Annotated in this window: 18 protein-coding genes; 10 read left to right on the plus strand and 8 right to left on the minus strand. The window is 75.3% G+C overall.

From position 1 onward, the window contains the following. Nucleotides 1-21 precede the first annotated feature (21 nt). Nucleotides 22-186 (plus strand): 50S ribosomal protein L33, encoded by a 165-nt coding sequence (gene rpmG, locus PHK61_RS18440; protein ID WP_274282474.1) that lies wholly within the window; start codon nt 22-24, stop codon nt 184-186. A gap of 24 nt (nt 187-210) precedes the next feature. On the opposite strand, the gene PHK61_RS18445 is transcribed toward rpmG, so the two are convergent. Both PHK61_RS18445 and PHK61_RS18450 read right to left on the minus strand, forming a co-directional pair. After that, nucleotides 211-501 (minus strand): hypothetical protein, encoded by a 291-nt coding sequence (locus PHK61_RS18445; RefSeq protein WP_274282475.1) that lies wholly within the window; start codon nt 499-501, stop codon nt 211-213. After that, nucleotides 498-1,043 carry a PadR family transcriptional regulator gene (locus tag PHK61_RS18450; protein ID WP_274282476.1) on the minus strand — a complete coding sequence of 182 codons (546 nt, stop codon included), beginning with the start codon at nt 1,041-1,043 and terminating at the stop codon, nt 498-500. Before PHK61_RS18450 ends, PHK61_RS18445 begins: the two co-directional genes overlap by 4 nt. A gap of 97 nt (nt 1,044-1,140) precedes the next feature. Between PHK61_RS18450 and PHK61_RS18455 the strand changes: the two genes are divergently transcribed. Genes PHK61_RS18455 through PHK61_RS18475 form a run of 5 tightly spaced genes read left to right on the plus strand, consistent with a single transcriptional unit; the run spans nt 1,141 to nt 7,881 of the window. Continuing rightward, nucleotides 1,141-2,676 (plus strand): class I adenylate-forming enzyme family protein, encoded by a 1,536-nt coding sequence (locus PHK61_RS18455; RefSeq protein WP_274282477.1) that lies wholly within the window; start codon nt 1,141-1,143, stop codon nt 2,674-2,676. Beyond that, nucleotides 2,673-5,054: a xanthine dehydrogenase family protein molybdopterin-binding subunit gene (locus PHK61_RS18460; protein ID WP_274282478.1), complete on the plus strand. Its 2,382-nt coding sequence runs from the start codon at nt 2,673-2,675 to the stop codon at nt 5,052-5,054. The genes PHK61_RS18455 and PHK61_RS18460 overlap by 4 nt, the downstream gene beginning before the upstream one ends. A gap of 58 nt (nt 5,055-5,112) precedes the next feature. Next, nucleotides 5,113-5,892: an enoyl-CoA hydratase/isomerase family protein gene (locus PHK61_RS18465; RefSeq protein ID WP_274282479.1), complete on the plus strand. Its 780-nt coding sequence runs from the start codon at nt 5,113-5,115 to the stop codon at nt 5,890-5,892. A gap of 7 nt (nt 5,893-5,899) precedes the next feature. Then, nucleotides 5,900-6,730 carry an FAD binding domain-containing protein gene (locus PHK61_RS18470; RefSeq protein WP_274282480.1) on the plus strand — a complete coding sequence of 277 codons (831 nt, stop codon included), beginning with the start codon at nt 5,900-5,902 and terminating at the stop codon, nt 6,728-6,730. Next, nucleotides 6,727-7,881: a xanthine dehydrogenase family Fe-S subunit gene (locus PHK61_RS18475; protein WP_274282481.1), complete on the plus strand. Its 1,155-nt coding sequence runs from the start codon at nt 6,727-6,729 to the stop codon at nt 7,879-7,881. Before PHK61_RS18470 ends, PHK61_RS18475 begins: the two co-directional genes overlap by 4 nt. Here PHK61_RS18475 and PHK61_RS18480 read toward each other — a convergent pair. Beyond that, nucleotides 7,866-8,651, minus strand: coding sequence for an enoyl-CoA hydratase/isomerase family protein (locus tag PHK61_RS18480; RefSeq protein WP_274282482.1), 786 nt, complete (start codon nt 8,649-8,651; stop codon nt 7,866-7,868). The two genes, PHK61_RS18475 and PHK61_RS18480, sit on opposite strands and share 16 nt — an antisense overlap. Before the next feature lie 57 nt (nt 8,652-8,708). Further along, a complete protein-coding gene (locus PHK61_RS18485) occupies nt 8,709-9,797 on the minus strand; it encodes a LacI family DNA-binding transcriptional regulator (RefSeq protein WP_274282483.1) in 1,089 nt (362 codons plus the stop codon). A 340-nt stretch (nt 9,798-10,137) separates the two neighbouring features. Here PHK61_RS18485 and PHK61_RS18490 point away from each other — a divergent pair, with 340 nt between their 5' ends. From PHK61_RS18490 to PHK61_RS18505, 4 genes are read left to right on the plus strand one after another with little or no spacing between them, the layout of a single operon-like run. Continuing rightward, on the plus strand, nt 10,138-11,040 hold the full coding sequence (locus tag PHK61_RS18490) for an FAD binding domain-containing protein (RefSeq protein WP_274282484.1): 903 nt from the start codon (nt 10,138-10,140) through the stop codon (nt 11,038-11,040). Continuing rightward, nucleotides 11,030-11,572 carry a (2Fe-2S)-binding protein gene (locus tag PHK61_RS18495; RefSeq protein WP_274282485.1) on the plus strand — a complete coding sequence of 181 codons (543 nt, stop codon included), beginning with the start codon at nt 11,030-11,032 and terminating at the stop codon, nt 11,570-11,572. The genes PHK61_RS18490 and PHK61_RS18495 overlap by 11 nt, the downstream gene beginning before the upstream one ends. Next, nucleotides 11,569-13,992, plus strand: coding sequence for a xanthine dehydrogenase family protein molybdopterin-binding subunit (locus PHK61_RS18500; protein ID WP_274282486.1), 2,424 nt, complete (start codon nt 11,569-11,571; stop codon nt 13,990-13,992). Before PHK61_RS18495 ends, PHK61_RS18500 begins: the two co-directional genes overlap by 4 nt. Continuing rightward, nucleotides 13,989-14,882, plus strand: a complete 894-nt coding sequence (locus tag PHK61_RS18505) for a cyclase family protein (RefSeq protein WP_274282487.1) — start codon at nt 13,989-13,991, stop codon at nt 14,880-14,882. The genes PHK61_RS18500 and PHK61_RS18505 overlap by 4 nt, the downstream gene beginning before the upstream one ends. A gap of 8 nt (nt 14,883-14,890) precedes the next feature. Here the strand turns inward: PHK61_RS18505 and PHK61_RS18510 are convergent, their stop codons facing one another. From PHK61_RS18510 to PHK61_RS18525, 4 genes are all read right to left on the minus strand, one after another. Then, nucleotides 14,891-15,247: a PRC-barrel domain-containing protein gene (locus tag PHK61_RS18510; RefSeq protein ID WP_274282488.1), complete on the minus strand. Its 357-nt coding sequence runs from the start codon at nt 15,245-15,247 to the stop codon at nt 14,891-14,893. Between the two features lie 11 nt (nt 15,248-15,258). Beyond that, the gene (locus PHK61_RS18515; protein WP_274282489.1) at nt 15,259-15,714 is read right to left on the minus strand and encodes a hypothetical protein; all 456 of its coding nucleotides are present in this window, start codon (nt 15,712-15,714) and stop codon (nt 15,259-15,261) included. 88 nt (nt 15,715-15,802) lie between these two features. Then, nucleotides 15,803-16,888 carry a tRNA 2-thiouridine(34) synthase MnmA gene (gene mnmA, locus PHK61_RS18520; RefSeq protein ID WP_274282490.1) on the minus strand — a complete coding sequence of 362 codons (1,086 nt, stop codon included), beginning with the start codon at nt 16,886-16,888 and terminating at the stop codon, nt 15,803-15,805. Nucleotides 16,889-16,912: 24 nt separating this feature from the next. Further along, nucleotides 16,913-18,100 (minus strand): cysteine desulfurase family protein, encoded by a 1,188-nt coding sequence (locus tag PHK61_RS18525; RefSeq protein ID WP_274282491.1) that lies wholly within the window; start codon nt 18,098-18,100, stop codon nt 16,913-16,915. Nucleotides 18,101-18,123: the final 23 nt, after the last annotated feature.

The following is an 18,123-nucleotide window of genomic DNA, read 5'->3' on the forward strand; positions in this document are numbered from 1 at the left end:
TTCTCAACAAGGAGGGGAAGCATGGCTCGCAACGACGTCCGCCCGATCATCAAGCTGCGCTCGACCGCCGGGACCGGCACGACCTACGTGACCCGCAAGAACCGCCGCAACGACCCCGACCGGATGGTGCTGCGCAAGTACGACGCGCGCGTCGGTCGCCACGTGGACTTCCGCGAGGAGCGGTGAGCCGGGCGCCCCGCCCGGGTCGGGTCAGGCCCGGTCGGGCGGGGTGTCGGTGACCCTCAGGAGCAGGGCGACGAACGCGTCCGCGTGGAGCCGCCCGCCGCGCCGCGGCACCTCGCCCCGGCGCTCGTCGTCGGCGACGAGCTCGCCGGCCACGCGGTCGAGGGCCCGCATCAGCGGGTCGGCGAGGTCGGGCGGCACCTCGCCGAGCAGCTCGAGGGAGCCGTCGTCCCGCCGCTGGGTGGACAGGTGCGCGAGCGCCCTGCGCAGCACCCGGCGCGGCTCGCCGGCCACCAGGTCGTCGTCGGCGGCGCTCATGCGGACTCCTCCTCGGCCACCTCGTCCAGCAGCGCCGACCAGAACCGCAGCGCGGCGTGCTCCATCTCCAGGCCGAGACGCAGGGTGATCATGCGCTTGGCGACGGCGTCGAGGTCGGCGTACCGGGTCCGCATGTCCTCGTAGACCGCGATCCGCTCGCGGTGCGCGGCCACCTGCTCGCGGGCCAGCCGCGCGACGTCGCCCTGCTCGCCGACCTCGTTGAAGAACAGCTTGAGCTCGGCGATGTCGCGCATCTGGAAGTGCTCGGGCGTCGGTTCGGCGAGCCAGGCCCGCAGCTCGGCCAGACCCTCGTCGGTGAGCCGGTAGGTCCGCCGGCGCCGGCCCTCGACCTCCGTCTCGGCCTCGAGCAGGCCGAGCTCGACCAGCCGCTGCGGCTCGGAGTAGAGCTGCGCGTGCGGGAAGTGCCAGAAGTAGCCGATGGAGCGCCCGACGGCCCGCTTGAGGTCGTACGACGTGGAGGGTCCGCGCAGCGCGATGGTCCCGAGCACGACGTAGGAGGTCGGGGAGAGCCGGTCGGCCACGACCACGGAGCGTACCGATCCTTGCCGCCTCGCGGTACGTCCCATACGGTCCGAAACAGACGGTGTGGGGCGGAGCACGATCAGGAGGCGGCGGCCGATGGATCTGGCGACGGTCTGGGCGTGGGCGGTCGAGCGCTATCCGGGGCGGCGCGCGGTCGGCGGCCCGCACCCCCTGACCTTCGCCGAGTGGGACGCCCGCACCGCCCGCCTGGCCCACGCCCTGCTCGGGCTCGGCGTGCGCCGTGGCGACCGCGTCGCGCTCGTCCTGCACGGCGGGGAGCCCGCGGCGTCGCTGCACCTCGCGGCCCAGCGGCTCGGGGCCGTCGCGACGCCGCTGTCCCCGCGCTTCGGCACACCCGAGCTCGCGCACTGCCTCGCCGACGCCGCCCCGGCGCTCGTCGTCAGCGAGCGCGCGACCGAGGAGGCGACGGCCACGGCGCTGCGCGAGGAGCGCGTCCGGCCGGTCGCGCACCTCGAGCTCGAGCAGGTCGAGCGCCTGGCCCGCGAGCAGCCCGACACCGCGCCGTCCGACCTGCCGACCGCGGACGACGTCAGCGTCATGCTCTACACCTCGGGCACCACGGGCCGGCCCAAGGGCGTGCCGCGCAGCCACCGCGCCGAGCACGCCGCGGCCGTCGCGCACCTCGTGCAGACCGGCGGGCGCCCCGGCGACGTCGTGCTCGGCGTGATGCCGCTGTTCCACACCATGGGCGTGCGGACCCTGCTCGCCACGATCGTCGCCGGCGGGACGTGGGTGCCCCAGGCCCGGTTCGACGCCGCCGAGGCCGCCGAGCTCATCGCCAGCGAGCGGGTCACGTCGCTCTACCTCGTGCCGACGATGTACTGGTCGCTGCTGCGCGAGGCCGAGCCCGCCGCGCTCGCCGGGGTGCGCCGGCTCGCCTACGCGGGCGCGCCGATGGCGCCGGCGCTGGCCGAGCGGCTGGTCGACGCCGTGGCCCCGGAGGCGTTCGTCAACCACTTCGGCTCGACCGAGATCTACACGTTCACGATCGGCCCGGACGTGGCGGCGAAGCCGGGCTGCGCGGGCCGGGCCGGGATGTTCAGCCGGGTGCGGCTCGTCGACCCCTCCCCCGGCGCGGGTCCCGACGACGAGGTGGCCCCCGGGGAGCAGGGGCAGGTCGCGGTGTCGATGGCGAGCCCCGAGGCGTTCTCCGGCTACTGGCTGCGGCCCGACGCGACCGCGAAGGCCGTCCGCGGCGGCTGGTACTTCACCGGCGACCTCGCGGTGGCCGACGACGAGGGCGACCTGTGGGTGTCCGGGCGGGTCGACGACATGATCAACAGCGGCGGCGAGAACGTCTACCCCGACGAGATCGAGGCCGAGCTGGTGCGCTGCCCGGCGGTCGCCGACGTGGTCGTCGTCGGGCTGCCCGACGAGCGATGGGGGCAGGCGGTGACGGCGTTCGTGGTGCCCGCCGCCGGCGTGGTCCCCGCGGACGCCGTCGTGGCGGCCGACGCCTGGGGCCGCGAGACGCTCCCGTCGCTGCGCCGCCCCAAGCGCGTCATCGCGGTCGACGCCGTGCCGCGCTCCGCGGTCGGCAAGACGCTGCGCCGGGTGCTCGTCGGCGGCGACTACACCGCGCTCGCCGACACCGCCGGAGCCCTGCGGTGACCGGCCCGCCCGCCCGCGACGAGGACGCGGCGCTCGTGGCCGGCGCCGGGCGCTTCGTCGACGACCTCGACCCGCTGCCCGGCACGCTCGTCGCGGCGATCGTGCGCAGCCCGCACCCGCACGCGCGCCTCCGGTCGGTGGACCTGTCCGCGGCCCGCGCCCACCCCGGCGTCGTGGCGGTGATCGGGCCGGACGAGGTGCGCGCGGCCGTGCGGCCGTTCCCGCTCTCGACCTCCACGCCGATGCCCTACCTGCCCGCGGCGGTCGACGTGGCGCGCTACGTCGGCGAGCCCGTCGCGGTCGTCGTGGCGAGCGACCGCTACGTCGCCGAGGACGCGGGCGAGCTCGTCGAGGTCGACTACGAACCCCTCGACGTCGTCGTCGACACCCGGACGGCGTTGGAGCCCGCGGCGGTCCTGCTGCACCCGGAGGCGGGCACGAACGTCGCCACCGACCGGTCGTTCTCGTTCGGGCCGGTCGACGCGGCGTTCGAGCGGGCCGCGCACGTCGTGCACGGCGAGTACACGTTCCCGCGCTACTCGTCGGTGCCGATGGAGTGCTACGGGGTGGTGGCGCAGTGGACCGACGGCGCCGACGGGCCGGCCGTCGAGTGCTGGGCCAACTTCCACGGGCCGTTCACGATGGTGCCGGTCGCGGCGGGCGCGCTGGGTGTCCCGGTGTCGCGGTTCCGCCTGCACGTGCCCGCCGACATCGGCGGCAGCTTCGGCATCAAGTCCGGCATCTACCCCTACGTGGTGCTCATGGCGCTGGCCTCGCGGCACGCCGGGCGGCCGGTGCGCTGGACCGAGGACCGCGTCGAGCACCTGCTCGCGAGCTCGTCGGGCGCGGGGCGGGCGATGGGGTTCTCGGCGGCGGTGTCGGGCGACGGTGTGGTCGAGGCGCTGCGGGTGGACCTCGTCGACGACGTCGGCGCCTACCTGCGCCCGCCGGAGCCGAGCACGCTCTACCGCTGCTTCGGCAACATCACCGGCGCCTACGACGTGCCGGCCGTCGCGCTCCGCGCCCGCGCCGTCGTCACCAACCGCGCACCGACCGGGCTCAACCGGGGCTTCGGCGGGCAGCAGCTGTACTTCGGGCTCGAGCGGCTGATGGACGCCGTCGCCGCGCGCACCGGGCTCGACGTCGCCGAGGTGCGCCGCCGCAACCTCGTGCGCTCGTTCCCGCACCGCACCCCGACCGGCGGGCTCTACGACTCCGGCGACTACCGCGGGGCCCTGGACCTGCTGCTCGCGAAGGGCGGCCACGACGAGCTGCGCGCGCGCCAGGAGGCCGCGCGGGCCGAGGGCGCGTACTACGGGGTCGGGCTGGCGCTGGTCGTCGACCCGTCGGGCACCAACATCGGCTACGTCGGCCTGGCGACCCCGGCTTCGGAGCGCAGGCCCGGGCGGGACAAGTCCGGCTCGACCGAGATCGTGCGCGCGTCGGTGGACCTGCAGGGCGTGGTGACGGTGCTGCTCGGCTCCGTCCCGCAGGGCCAGGGGCACGCGACGGTGGCGCGCCGGGTGGCGGCGGACCGGCTGGGGCTGCCGGTCGAGCAGGTGCGCGTGGTGGTCGACATGGACACCGCGTCGACACCGTGGACGGTGACGTCGGGCAGCTACTCGTCACGCTTCGCCCCGCTGGTGACCAGCGCGGTGGTCGCCGCGGTGGACCGGCTGGCGGAGACGGTGCGGGCGGGCGCGTCCGTGCTGCTGGGGGTCTCCCCCGAGGGGCTGGAGCTGGCCGACGGCAGCGTCCGCGATCCGGTGTCGGGCCGGGAGTGCGCGTTCCGGCACGCGGCCGGGGTCGTGCACTGGGACCCGGGCGCGCTGCCCGCCGGGGCGCCCGCGCGGCTGGCCACCGAGGGTGAGTTCGTGCCGCCCGAGGCGGTCGCGGCCACCGCCGAGGACCGGATCAACTCCTCGCTCTGCTACGGCTTCGTCGCCGAGATGGTCGGGGTGCGCATCGACCCGGACACGCTCGTGGTCACCCTCGACCGCGTCGCGACGGTGCACGACGCGGGCACGGTGCTCGACCCGGTGCTGCTCGAGGGGCAGGTGCTCGGGGCGCTCGTGCACGGGCTCGGCGGCGCGGCGTACGAGGAGTTCCGCTACTCCCCCGCCGGCCAGCCGACATCGGCGACGTTCCTCGACTACCTCTGCCCCACGAGCGCCGAGACCGCGTTCGACCTGGTCTCCGACCACGTGGTGTCGCCGTCGCCGCTCACCCCGCTCGGCGCCAAGGGGTGCGGCGAAGGCAGCTCGATGAGCCTGCCCGTCGCCTACGCCAACGCGGTCGCCGACGCCCTGGCCCCCGCCGGCGTCGTGATCGACTCCCTGCCCCTGCACGGCTCCGTCCTCCACGACCTCCTCATGTGAGCGAAATTCCCGGCTATAGCCGTGAATTTCGCTCACATACCGACGACGAAGGGTTCCCATGGCACTGACCGGTGGCGAGGTCCGGCTCGAGCGCTCGCACGGGGGGCGCGTCGCGGACGTGACGCTGTCGCACGGGCGCTACACGGTGATCACGTGGGAGATGCGCCGGCTCATGGCCGAACGCTTCGCCGAGATCGACCGCGACCCGGACGTCCAGGTCGTCGTCATCCGCTCCGACGGCGAGCACTTCTCCTCGGGCGGCGACATCGCCGGGTTCATGGAGGTCGACCCGATCGACTTCACCGACCTCGGCCACGACGTCACCGCGCCCTCGCGCAGCCCCAAGCCGGTGATCGTCGCCGTCGACGGCTACGCCTTCGGTGTCGGCCTCGAGCTGGTGCTGTCCTGCGACATCCGGCTGGCCACCGAGCGCAGCCGCTTCGCGCTGCCCGAGATGAACCTCGGCATGATCCCGGGCTCCGGCGGCACCCAGCGCCTCGCGCGCCTGATCGGGCTCTCGCGCGCCAAGCACCACGTGATGACCGCCCGCCGGATGACGGGGCAGGAGGCCGCCGACTGGGGTGTCGTCGCGGAGCTGCACCCCGACCGCGCGGCCCTCGACGCGGCCACCGAAACCCTGGTCACGAGGATGCTCGGGTTCTCGCCGCTCGCCCTGCGCGCCGCCAAGGAGGTGCTCGACCGCGGTGTCGACGCGCCCCTGTACTCGGGGATCGAGCTCGAGCGGAAGGCCTACGCCATGCTGCGCTCGAGCCACGACTTCGCCGAGGGCGTCGCGGCGTTCGGCGAGAAGCGCACGCCGTCGTTCACGGGCCGGTGAGCCGCCCGTGAAGGCCGCACCGTTCGCCTACTGCCGCCCGGACACCGTGGACGAGGCGGCGGACGTGCTCGCCGCCGGCGACGCGAAGGTGCTCGCCGGCGGCCAGTCGCTGGTGCCCGTGCTCGCGATGCGCCTGGGCCGCCCGGGCACGCTGGTGGACATCACCCGGCTGCCGGAGCTGGACACGGTGGCCGTCGCCGACGGGGAGCTGCACGTCGGCGCGGCCGTGCGCCAGCGACGCGTGGAGCGGTCCCCCGAGGTCGCGGCGGTGCCCCTGATCGGGCGCGCGATGCCCTTCGTCGGGCACCGCGAGCTGCGCAGCCGCGGCACCGTGTGCGGCAGCCTCGCGCACGCCGACCCGGCCGCCGAGCTGCCCGCGGTCGCCGCCTGCCTGGGGGCGTCGGTGGTGGTCCGGGGCCCGCGCGGGGAGCGGGTCGTGCCGGCGCGGGAATGGGTCACGGGCGCCATGACGACGGCGCTCGGCCCCGACGAGCTCGTCACCGGCGTGCGCTTCCCGGTGGCCGCCGACGGCGAGGGCTTCGGGTTCGCCGAGATCGCCCGCCGGCACGGCGACTTCGCGCTGGCCGGGGTCGCGGTGCGCGTCCGGGGCGACCAGGCCGTGCTCGCCGCGTTCGGGGTGTCCGACCGGCCCGTGGTCCGCGAGCTCACGGTGACCGACCCGACCGAGGCCGGCCTGCGCCCCGTCACCGAGGCGCTGGCCGCCGAGGTCGTCGACACCGACGGCGACGCCCACGGCTCGCGCGGCTACCGCGCCCGCCTGCTGGGCGTCCTCGCCGCGCGGGAGCTGGCGCGCGCACACCGGGAGGCCCACGCATGAGGGTGGAGCCCGACGCCACGGTCGACGTGGCGATGACCGTCAACGGGCGCGCGGTGACGGTCGCCGTCTCCCCGCGCACCACGCTCTCCGACGTCCTGCGCGACCGCCTCGGGCTCACCGGCACCCACGTCGGCTGCGAGCACGGCGTCTGCGGGATGTGCACGGTGCTGCTCGACGGCGAGGCCGTGCGCGCCTGCCTGCTGTTCGCCGTGCAGTGCGAGGGCGCCGCGCTGACCACGGTCGAGGGGCTCGGCAGCGCCGCCGACCAGCACCCCCTGCAGCAGGCGTTCGCCCACCACCACGGGCTGCAGTGCGGCTTCTGCACGCCCGGGATGCTGATGAGCGCCTACGACCTGCTCGCCGGCGGCACCTACGCGCCGGAGTCGCTGCCCGAGGACATGTCGGGCGTGCTGTGCCGCTGCACCGGCTACCGCGGGATCCTCGCCGCCGTCGCCGACGTGGCCCGCGAGCACCCCGACGGCGTCCCCCCACCCCGCGCCGCCGTGCCGCCCGCGCTGGTCGGGCGCTCGGGCGGTGTCAGCGTGGCCGCCCCGCCGACGTCAGACGTCAGGAAGGCCCCCAGCTCGATCACGGTGCCCTCGGGCCCGCCCACGGTCACGGTCGACGTCCGCCGCGCGCTGTCCGCGCCCGTCGGCGAGGTGTGGGCCGTGCTGTCGGACCCCGCGCGCCTCGTGGCCTGCCTGCCCGGCGCGGAGATGACCGAGGACCTCGGCGACGACCGCTACCGCGGGCGCGCCGTCGTCGCGCTCGGGCCGGTGTCCCTGCGCTTCGAGGGCCTCGCCCAGGTCGCGGACCGGGACGCCACGACCCACCGGATGCGCGTGCTCGCCCAGGGCGCCGACCGCGGCGGGTCGAGCACGCAGGCCGTGATCCGCCTCGCCGCCGACGCCGCGGCGGACGGGGGCACGACCCTGCGGGCCGACGCCGACGTGCACCTCTCCGGACGCGTCGCCCAGTTCGGCCGGGCGCTGGCCGGCGACGTGTCGCGGCGCCTGTTCGAGCGGTTCGCGGAGGCCGTCGACGAGGCGGCGCGGACCGGCGGGGCCCCGACGACGCGGACGAGCCCGCTGCGACTCGCCCTCGGCGCCCTGCTGGCCCGCGTGCGGCGGCTCCTTCAGCGGCCCCGGTAGCGCGGCGCGCGCTTCTCGGCGAAGGCGGCCGGGCCCTCGAGCGCGTCGTCGGTGCGCATCACCCGCAGGAACGCCTCGTGCTCGCGGGCCATCGCCTCGGCGTGCTCCAGGCCCAGCCCGTCCAGCACGCGCGCCCGCGCCTCGCGGACCGCGAGCGGGCCCCGGTCGGCGATGCCCCGAGCGAGACCCACGGCCACGTCGAGCAGCTCCGGCAGCGGGACCACCCGGTTCACCAGCCCCGTGCGGTACGCCTCGGCGGCGTCGATCGGCTCGCCGGACAGGATCATCTCCATCGCCAGCCCGAGCGGCACCGCGCGCGGCAGCCGGACGGTCCCGCCGGCCCCGGGGATGATCGCCCACTTGGTCTCGGCGAGCCCGAAGGTCGCGTTCGGCGAGCAGAGGCGGATGTCGCACGCGAGCGCCATCTCCAGCCCGCCGGCCAGGGCGTGCCCGTTGACCGCGGCGATCAGCGGCTTGGCGCGCTCGACGGCGGTGAAGCCCCCGAAGTTCCAGGGCACGTCCTCGCCGGCGCGCACCCGGTCGCGGTAGGCGGGGATGAGGCGCTTGAGGTCGGCGCCCGCGGAGAACGTCGTCTCCCCCGCGCCGGTCAGGACGGCGACGAGCTGCTCGTCGGACGCCTCGAACGCCGCGACCGCCGCCCCGAGCGCCTCCTGGTGCTCGGGGTCGAGCGCGTTGCGCGCGTCCGGCCGGTCGATGGTCAGCACCGCCACCCGGGGGTCGGCGGGATCGGACTCCACACGGATCGCCACGGCGACATCATGGCGCCCGGGCGGGCCGCCATCCGCGCACGTGGGCGCGGGGCGCGCTCACGGTGTCCGCGCCCCCGGCCGGCGCGACTCGGGCATGGCCGAGCGCGGGCAGCCGCAGCTCGTGCCGATGCGCAGGGTGTGGGGCACGGTCTCGGTCATCGCGCCGCCGCCGCGGCCGTCGATGCGCCGGATGAGCTGTTCCACCGCGGCCTGCGCCATGAGGCGCCGGGACAGGGTGACGGTCGTGAGCTCGGCCAGCATCGAGGCACCGGGGAAGACGCCGTCGATGCCGGTGACGGCGACGTCGTCGGGCACCCGCAGGTCGTGCTCGCGCAGCGTCCCGATGACCCCGGAGGCGATGGCGTCGGACCCGCACGCGATCGCGCGCGGAACGTCGTCGGCGTCGATGAGGTGCTGCGCGACCCGCCGCCCGCCCTCGCCGTTGAGGAAGGCGATGAAACGCCGGTGGGCGGGCAGCGGGACCCCGAGCTCGGCGGCGGTGGCGACGAACGTCCGGGCCCGCTCCGCCGACGACGACGAGCTCCGGGTGCCGGTGATGATCGCGAGATCGGTGTACCCGTGGCCCAGCAGGTGGCCGAGGACGTCCCGCGAGAGCGCCGGCTCGTCCACGCCGATGAAGTCGGCCCGCAGCCCCGGGATCCGGCGGCTCACCTGCACGAACGGCATCTCGGCGCGGCGCAGCAGGCGGATGGCGTCGCCGTCGTCGGTGTGGAGCGAGGTCAGGACCATCCCGTCCACCCGGCGGGCGATCATCGTCCGGACCACCGTGTCCAGCGTCGGCGAGCTCTCCTGGGTGTGGGCGACGAAGACCTCGTAGCCCTGGGCGCGGGCGATGTCGATCGTCCCGGCCGAGAACTCGGAGTAGAACGGGTTGCTGATGTCGGTGAGGACCAGCCCGAGCACCCGGGAGGGCTCCGGCTCGAGCGCCCGCTCGTAGCGGTCGAGCGGGTGCCCGAGCTCGGCCGCGGTCGCGAGCACCCGGGCCCGCATCTCCGCGGAGACCCCGGGCTTGCCGTTGAGCGCGTAGGAGACGGTCGCCGCGGACACCCCGGTCCGGCGGGCGACCTCGGCCGCCGACACGCGCAGCGCGCGGATGCCCGAGCGCGGGCGTGTGTCGCCGGTCACCCGCCCCAGCCTGCCGTCAGAACCCCACGGCGTCACGACCCTTCGGCCGCGGACCGCGGGCCTCGCCGGGCGTGGCGGTCCCGAGACCGAGGCGTGATGATCACCTTCCGCGTCAAGACTGGCCGGCGCAACGAGCAGGGCCATTCGGACGCCGTGGGGCGAACCGTCCCAACTTAACGTTGCTTAAGCCCGCGGTGAGCGGCCAACATCGATGGCGGTGTGACCTGAGGCACACCTCGCGGTCCGAGCCGCCGGCACCGAATCCGCCACCCCGCCGGCCTCCCCTCCACGACCCGCCCGCCGCGGCGACGGTCGAGCACACCAGCACCCGGAGGTGCCCATGAAGCCTGCGCCGTTCGAGTACGCGGCACCACGGGAGCTGGACGAGGCCCTCGACGTCCTCGGCGAGCACGGCGACGACGCCCGGGTGCTGGCGGGCGGGCAGAGCCTCGTCCGGATGATGAACGCCCGCCAGGTCAGCCCGGCCGTCGTGGTCGACATCAACCGCGTGCGGGGGCTGGACTCGCTGGGTGTGACCGGCGACAACGGGTCGTCCACGCTGCGCCTGGGCGCCACGGTCCGCCAGCGCACGAGCGAGCTGTCCGGGGAGGTCGCCGCCCACGCCCCGCTGCTCGCCGAGGCCGGCGCGCACGTCGCCCACGCGCCGGTGCGCGCCCGCGGCACGGTCGTCGGCAGCGTCGCGTTCGCCGACCCGTCCGCCGAGCTCCCGACCGCCCTGCTCGCGCTGGACGGTCTGGTCAAGGTCCGCAGCCGCGCCGCCGAGCGCACCGTCGCCGCCGACGACTTCTTCACCGGCCCCTTCGCCACGTCGCTCGCGCCCGACGAGATGGTGGTCGGGGTCGAGGTGCCCGTCACGGCCGGCCGGACCGGGAGCGCCTTCGTCGAGCTCACCCGTCGTCACGGCGACCTGCCCGTCTGCGGGGCCGCCGTGGTCGTCGGCGTGGACGATGACGGCCGGGTCGCCCACGCGCGGGTCGCGCTCTGCGGCGCCGACCAGCGCCCCGCCCGCCTCCCGGCCGTGGAGACCGCGGTCGTCGGCGCCGACGACCCCGCCGCGTTCACCGAGGCCGCGGCGCGCGCCGCCGACGGCCTGGACCCGATCCCGAGCTGCCACGGCTCCGCCGACTTCCGCCGCCACCTCGCGCGCGTGCTCACCGCCCGCGCCCTGCGCACCGCCCTCGCGCGGGCGACCTCGCCGAAGGAGACGACCGATGCCCGATGAGGTCCGCGTCCGGATCACGGTCAACGGCACCCGCCACGACCTCCGCACCGAGCCACGCACCCTGCTGGCCGATCTGCTCCGCAACGACCTGGCCCTCCCGGGCACGCACCTGGGGTGCGAGCAGGGCGTGTGCGGCGCGTGCACGGTGCTGGTCGACGACGTCGCGACCCGGTCCTGCCTGGTCTTCGCCGCCCAGCTCGACGGCGCGTCGGTCCGCACCGTGGAGTCGCTGGCCGGGGCCGACGGCACGCTGCACCCGATCCAGCGGGCCTTCACCGAGGAGCACGGCCTGCAGTGCGGCTTCTGCACCCCCGGGATGCTCATGGGCGCCTGCGAGCTGCTCGAACGCGTCCCCGAGCCCCGGCGCGAGGACGTCGAGGAGGCGCTGGGCGGCAACCTGTGCCGCTGCACCGGCTACCAGAACATCGTGCGCTCGGTGTGCGCGGCCGGACGGTTGATGGCCGGGCAGGCCAGCGACGGGCAGACCAGCGACGGGCAGACCAGCGACGAGCAGAGCGGGGTCCGCGCATGAGCACCGTCGAACGGCCCGCCGCCGAGACCCGCCGCTGGGTGGGGCAGAGCGTCGCGCGCAAGGAGGACCCGAAGCTGCTGACCGGGCGGGCCGGGTTCATCGGCGACGTCGTCCTGCCCGGCATGCTGCACGGCGCGGTCCTGCGCAGCCCGCACGCCCACGCGAGGATCGTCTCGATCGACACGTCGGAGGCCGAGGCGCTGCCCGGCGTGGTCGTGGTGCTGACCGGCGCGACGGCCGCCGAGCTCGTCGACCCGATGCCGGCCTTCTGCGCCGAACCGGTCGAGCAGCGCGCGATCGCGGTCGACCGCGTGCGCTTCCCCGGCGAGGCCGTCGCCGCCGTCGCGGCCACCGACCGCTACATCGCCGAGGACGCCTGCGCGCGGATCCGCGTGGAGTACGAGGTCCTGCCCGCCCTCGTCGATCCGGTGGCGGCGATGGACCCGTCGGCGACGCGGGTGCACGAGACGCTGGACTCCAACGTCGTCTTCCACCGCACCCTCGACTGGGGCGACGTGGACGCCGACCTGGCCCGCGCGCACACGATCGTGCGCTCGAGCGCGCGGTGGCACCGGATGGGGGCCCACCCCATCGAGACGGCCGGCGCGGTGGCGTCCTGGGACCCGTTCAGCCAGTCGATGACGATGTGGTCGAACAGCAACTTCATCAACTTCCTGCCCTGGGCGTTCGCCGGGATCCTGCGGGTGTCGACGAACCGGCTGCGCATGATCCCGTGCACGGTCGGCGGCAGCTTCGGCAGCAAGCACCTGATCACCAAGGTCGTTTCGATCACCGGGGCGCTCAGCAAGGCGTGCGGCCGCCCCGTCCAGTACCTCGAGGACCGCGCCGACAACGTCGCGGCCAACGACAACGTCGGCTGCGACCGGATCTACGACGCCGAGCTCGCCCTCGCCGAGGACGGCGAGATGCTCGGCCTCGTCCTGCGGATCATCGACGACTACGGCGCCTACTTCCAGTTCGCGCACGGCCAGCACGGCAACGCGGTGGCCCAGCCCGTCGGCCCCTACCGGATCGGCAGCCTGCGCTACGACGTCTCCTGCGTGCTGACCAACAAGGTCCAGCAGGGCTTCTTCCGCGGCGCCGGCGCCGACCCGGGCAACTTCATCCTCGAGCGCCTCGTCGACAAGGCCGCCCTGGAGATGGGCATCGACCGCGTCGAGCTGCGCCGGCGGAACTTCATCCGGCCCGACCAGTTCCCGTACAAGATCCCGACGGGGAACATCTACGACAGCGGCGACTACGAGGCCGTCCTCGACCGTGCGCTCGAGATCGCCGGGCTCGACCGGTGGCGCGCCGAGCAGGAGCGGCTGCGCGCCGAGGGCCGCTACCTCGGCATCGGCCTGGCGAGCTGCCAGGAGCGCTCGGGCTACAACGCCTCGGAGTGGTGGTCCTTCTACGACGAGCCGCCGCTCCCGGCGACGAGCACGCCGGAGAGCTGCAAGATCGACGTCGACGCCATGGGCGGCGTCCGCGCCACGATCGGCTGCCCGCTGTGGGGCAACAGCCCCGAGACCGTCGTGGGCCAGGTCGTCGCCGAGGAGTTCGGCATCGACCCGTCCGCCGTCTCGGTCGTCTACGCCGACTCCACGATCGGCGCGATCTCGGCCGGCCCCGGCGGCAGCCGCGTCACGATCATGCTGTCGGGCGCGACCCGGGGCGCCGCGCGGACCGTCAAGGACAAGATGATCCGGGTCGCGGCGAGCGCCATGGAGATGGACCCCGAGGACGTCGAGTGCGTCGACGGCGTCTTCCGCGCGAAGGGCGCGCCGGGGACGTCGATGACGATGGCCGAGGTCGGGATGAAGGCCCACCTGTTCCACGACGGCACCGACGAGGCCGAGAGCAGCGGGCTGGTCGCGGTGTACACCTACGACCACCCGTACTTCACGCCACCCTCGGCCGACCGCAGCGACCTGGGCGCCTTCTACCCGATGGTCTCCCATGCCTGCCACATCCCGATCGTCGAGGTCGATCCCGAGACCGGTGAGGTGACGCTGCGCGCCTACTACGTCGTCAACGACTGCGGCACCGTGATGAACCCGGCGCTGGTCGAGGGCCAGGTCGTGGGCGGCATCGTCCAGGGCATCGGCGCGGCGCTGATGGAGGAGTACAGCTACGGCGCGACCGACGGGGCGCTGGAGACCCCGACGTTCCGGGAGTACCTGCTGCCGAGCATGCACGAGGTCCCCGAGATCGTGCTCGAGCACCTGGAGACGCCCTCGCCGTTCACCACCTACGGCGTCAAGGGCGTCGGGGAGGGCGGCCGGCTGGTGGCGCCGACGGCGATCGCCAGCGCCGTCGACGACGCGCTGCGTCCCCTCGGGGTGTGGGTGGACGAGCTGCCCATGACGCCCGAGCGCGTGGTCGGCATGATCGCCGACGCGCAGCGGCGCCCATGACGGCGGTCGACCCGGAACGCGGGCCGGCGGCCTTCCGCCGCCCGGAGGAGATCCTCGCCGCGCTGGCGCTGCCCACGCGCGGCGAGGTCTTCTCGCTGGCCGTGCCGCGGTTCACCGACATGCCGCTGTTCGGCGCGCACCCGCCGTTCCGGGTGAGCATGGCGCGCACGCCGGGCGGGCTGCGCGCCGAGGGCGCCCAGCCGTGGGGGCCGCGCAACGGCGTCGGCTACGGGTACATGGCCGAGCTGCTGAGCGCGACGTCGCACAGCGGCGCCCACGTCGACGCGCTGGCCCACGTCACGATCGGCGACGACGACCACTGGTACGGCGGGGGCAACCCGCGCGAGCACCTCGGCGACAGCGGGCCGCGGCACGGCGACGCCTCGAAGCTGCCGCCGTTCGTCTCCCGCGGCGTCCTGATCGACGTGCCGGGCCACCGCGGGGTCGACGCCCTGCCGCGGTCGTCGGTGGTGGACGCCGACGAGCTGGCGGCCGTCGCGGCGCACCAGGGCGTCGAGGTGCGGGCCGGGGACGTCGTCCTCATCCGCACCGGCTACCTCGGGCACTGGCCGGACACCGAGGCGATGAGCCGCCACGCGACCGCCGGCCCCGACCTGTCCGCCGCGCGCTGGCTGCTCGACCGCGGGGTCGTCGCGGCCGGCAGCGACACCGAGACCTTCGAGGTCCAGCCGCCCCCCGACTACGGCGACCCGGAGAATCCGCAGCCGGTGCACAGCCTGCTGCTCATCGAGCACGCGATCTATCTCTTCGAGTCCATCTACCTCGAGGAGCTCGCCCGCGCCGGGACGTACGAGTTCCTCTTCGTCGCGCTGCCCCTGAAGATCCACGGAGCGACGGGCTCGATGCTGGACCCGGTCGCGATCGTCTGACGGGTCGCTCAGCGCCGCGCGAGGCGGCGCGCGGCACCCGGCGAGGACGGGGCGAGGCCGTAGTGCTCGAACACGGCCGGCTCGTCCTCGGCGGCGAGCTCACCGTCGGTGTCGATCGACGGGGCCTGCTTGGCGAGGTCCTTCGCGACGGTGACCCGCACGTGGTCGGGCGCGACCGTCGCCCCGGCCAGCGGTACGAACGCCAGGCGCCGGCGCCCCACGAAGCCCACGACGACGGTGGCGAAGGCCGGCTCGTCGGTGACGGTGTCGACGTAGACCGCCTCGAGCGTGCCGATCTTCCCGTCGGCGGGGTCGACGACGGCCTTGCCCTGCCAGTCGCGGATGTTCTCCGCCTCGAAGCGCATGGGCTCCGAGGTTAGCGCCGCAGCCCCGACAGGACGCGGACCGCGAGCGCCTCGGTGATCCCGAGCCGCGGCGTGTTCTCCCGCGCGCGCTCGGCGATCCGCCGTGGCGAGAGACCCATGTCGGCGTAGAGCCGGATGACCTTCTCCTGGGCGGGCGTCCAGGAGGGCGTCACGGGTCGCGGCGGCCGCCGCGGCCCGCGGCGCTGGGCCGGCACCCGGGGGACGTCCACGGGGTCGGTGCCGAGACCGGTGTCCTTCCGGTCGAACTCGCCGGCGGCGGCGCGGCGGGCGATCTCGTCGGGCTCGGCGACGCGGAAGGCGTCGCCGCTCTTGTTGACGGCCACGGCGGTGACCGTCGGGCCCCGGCGGTACTCCGCCTGGCAGGCCGGCGCGGTGCAGTAGGTGTATCCCAGCTCGGCGCGCTCCGCGGGGATCCCGCGGCCGCACCCGATGCAGTCGGTGCTCATGCTCACGCCGATTCTACTCCCCGCGCTATACGCATCGCGGTGCCGCGAGGGGGCTCGACGGCCCCGGGGACACGTGCCCCGGGGCCGCTCAGCGGGAGGTCGACGCGATGGTCGCACTGCCGAGCACGACGTCGCCGGCGTCGTCCGGGCGGTAGAACACCACTGCCTGACCGGGCGCGACACCGCGCAGCGGCTCGTCGAGGGTCACGTCGACGCCGGCGTCCGTCACGGCGACCGACGCCCGGGCCAGGCCGCCGTGGGCGCGGACCTGGACGACGCAGCCGGTCGGCGGCTCGGCCAGCCACACCGGGTCGGTGGCGTGCAGCGACGTGACGTCGAGCTCCTCGACCGGCCCGACGCGCACCGTGCGGCTCACCGGCTCGAGACCCAGCACGTAGCGGGGGCGCCCGTCGGCGGCCGGGCGGCCGATGCCGAGCCCGTGGCGCTGGCCGACGGTGAAGTCGTGGACGCCGCGGTGATGGCCGACGACCTCCCCGTCCGGGGCGACCATCTCCCCCGGCGCCTCCCCGATCCGCTCGGCGAGGAACCCGCGGGTGTCGCCGGAGGGGATGAAGCAGATGTCGTGGCTGTCGGGCTTCTCGGCCACGACGAGCCCGCGCCGCGCGGCCTCGGCGCGCACCTCGGTCTTCGGGCTCGCGCCGAGCGGGAAGAGCGCGCCGGCGAGCTGGTCGGGACGCAGGACGCCGAGGACGTAGGACTGGTCCTTGTCGGGGTCGGCGGCCCGGCGCAGGACCGGGTGGGCGGGATCGTCGGCGCTGACGGAGAGCCGCGCGTAGTGCCCCGTCCCCACGGCGTCGAAGCCCAGCGCCCGCGCGCGCTCCAGCACCGCGGTGAACTTGATCTTCTCGTTGCACCGCAGGCAGGGGTTGGGCGTGCGGCCCGCGGCGTACTCGGCGACGAACGGCTCGACGACGTCGTCGCGGAACCGGGCCGCCATGTCCCAGACGTAGAACGGGATGTCGAGGACGTCGGCGCAGCGCCGGGCGTCGCGGGAGTCCTCGACCGAGCAGCAGCCGCGGGCGCCCTCGCGCATCGTCGCGGGCTTCGCCGACAGCGCGAGGTGCACGCCGGTGACGTCGTGCCCCGCGTCGCGCAGCCGTGCCGCGGCGACGGCGGAGTCGACGCCGCCGCTCATGGCGGCCAAGATCCTCATGGGCACAGCACCCTCATGACGGGTTCACGACCGCGCCAGCGCGTCCCCGGCCCGTCGCGCGCGCTCGACGACGGGGCCGATCGCCTCGACCACCGCGTCCACGTCGGCGGCCGTGGAGTTGTGGCCGAGGGAGAAGCGCAGCGAGCCGCGCGCAAGGTCCTCGTCGAGGCCCATCGCGAGCAGGACGTGGCTGGGGCGGGCGACGCCGGCGGTGCACGCCGAGCCGGTGGAGCACTCGATGCCCCGGGCGTCGAGCAGCATCAGCAGGCTGTCGCCCTCGCAGCCGGGGAAGGACAGGTGCGCGTTGCCGGGCAGGCGCTCGCCGGGCCGGTCGAGCGGCACCCCGTTGAGCCGGGCGTCGGGCACCTCGGCCAGGACGCGGGCGACGAGGTCGTCGCGCAGGGCCGTCAGCGTCGTCCGGCGGCGCTCGACGTCGGCGACCGCGGCGCGCACGGCGGTCGCGAGGCTCATGGTGCCGGGCACGTCGAGGGTCCCGGAGCGGACGTCGCGCTCCTGGCCGCCGCCGTGCAGCAGGGGCGTGCACGCGGTGTCGCGACGCAGCAGCAGGGCCCCGACCCCGACCGGGCCGCCGAGCTTGTGCCCGGTCAGCGAGAGCGCGTCGACGCCGCTGGCGGCGAAGTCGACGGGCACCGCGCCGACGGCCTGCACGGCGTCGGTGTGGATCGGCACCCCGGCGGCGTGCGCGACCTCGGCCAGCGCCGCGACCTCGTTGACGGTGCCGACCTCGTTGTTGGCCCACATGACGCTGACGACGGCGACCTCGTCACCGTGGTCGGCGAGCAGGGCCCTCAGCGCCGCGGGGTCCGCGCGGCCCTGTGCGTCGACCGGCAGGACGTCGAGGTCCGCGCCCTCGTGCTCGGCGAGCCACTCGCCGGCGTCGAGGACGGCGTGGTGCTCGGCGGCGGACACCACGACGCGCGTGCGCCGCGGGTCGGCGGCCCGCCGCGACCAGTACAGGCCCTTGAGCGCGAGGTTGTCGGCCTCGGTGCCCCCGGTCGCCAGGACGACCTCGGAGGGCAGCGCGCCCACGGCCTGCGCGATCGTCTCGCGGGACTCCTCGACCGCGCGCCGCGCCCGCCGACCCGCCGTGTGCAGCGACGACGCATTGCCGACGCGCCCGAGCGCCTCGGTCAGGGTGGCCGCCGCCTCCGGCAGCATCGGCGTGGTCGCCGCGTGGTCGAGGTAGGTCATCGACCGGCCAGCGTAATCCCCTC

The sequence above is a fragment of the Actinomycetospora lutea genome, assembly GCF_028737205.1.
Taxonomy (GTDB): Bacteria; Actinomycetota; Actinomycetes; order Mycobacteriales; family Pseudonocardiaceae; genus Actinomycetospora; species Actinomycetospora lutea.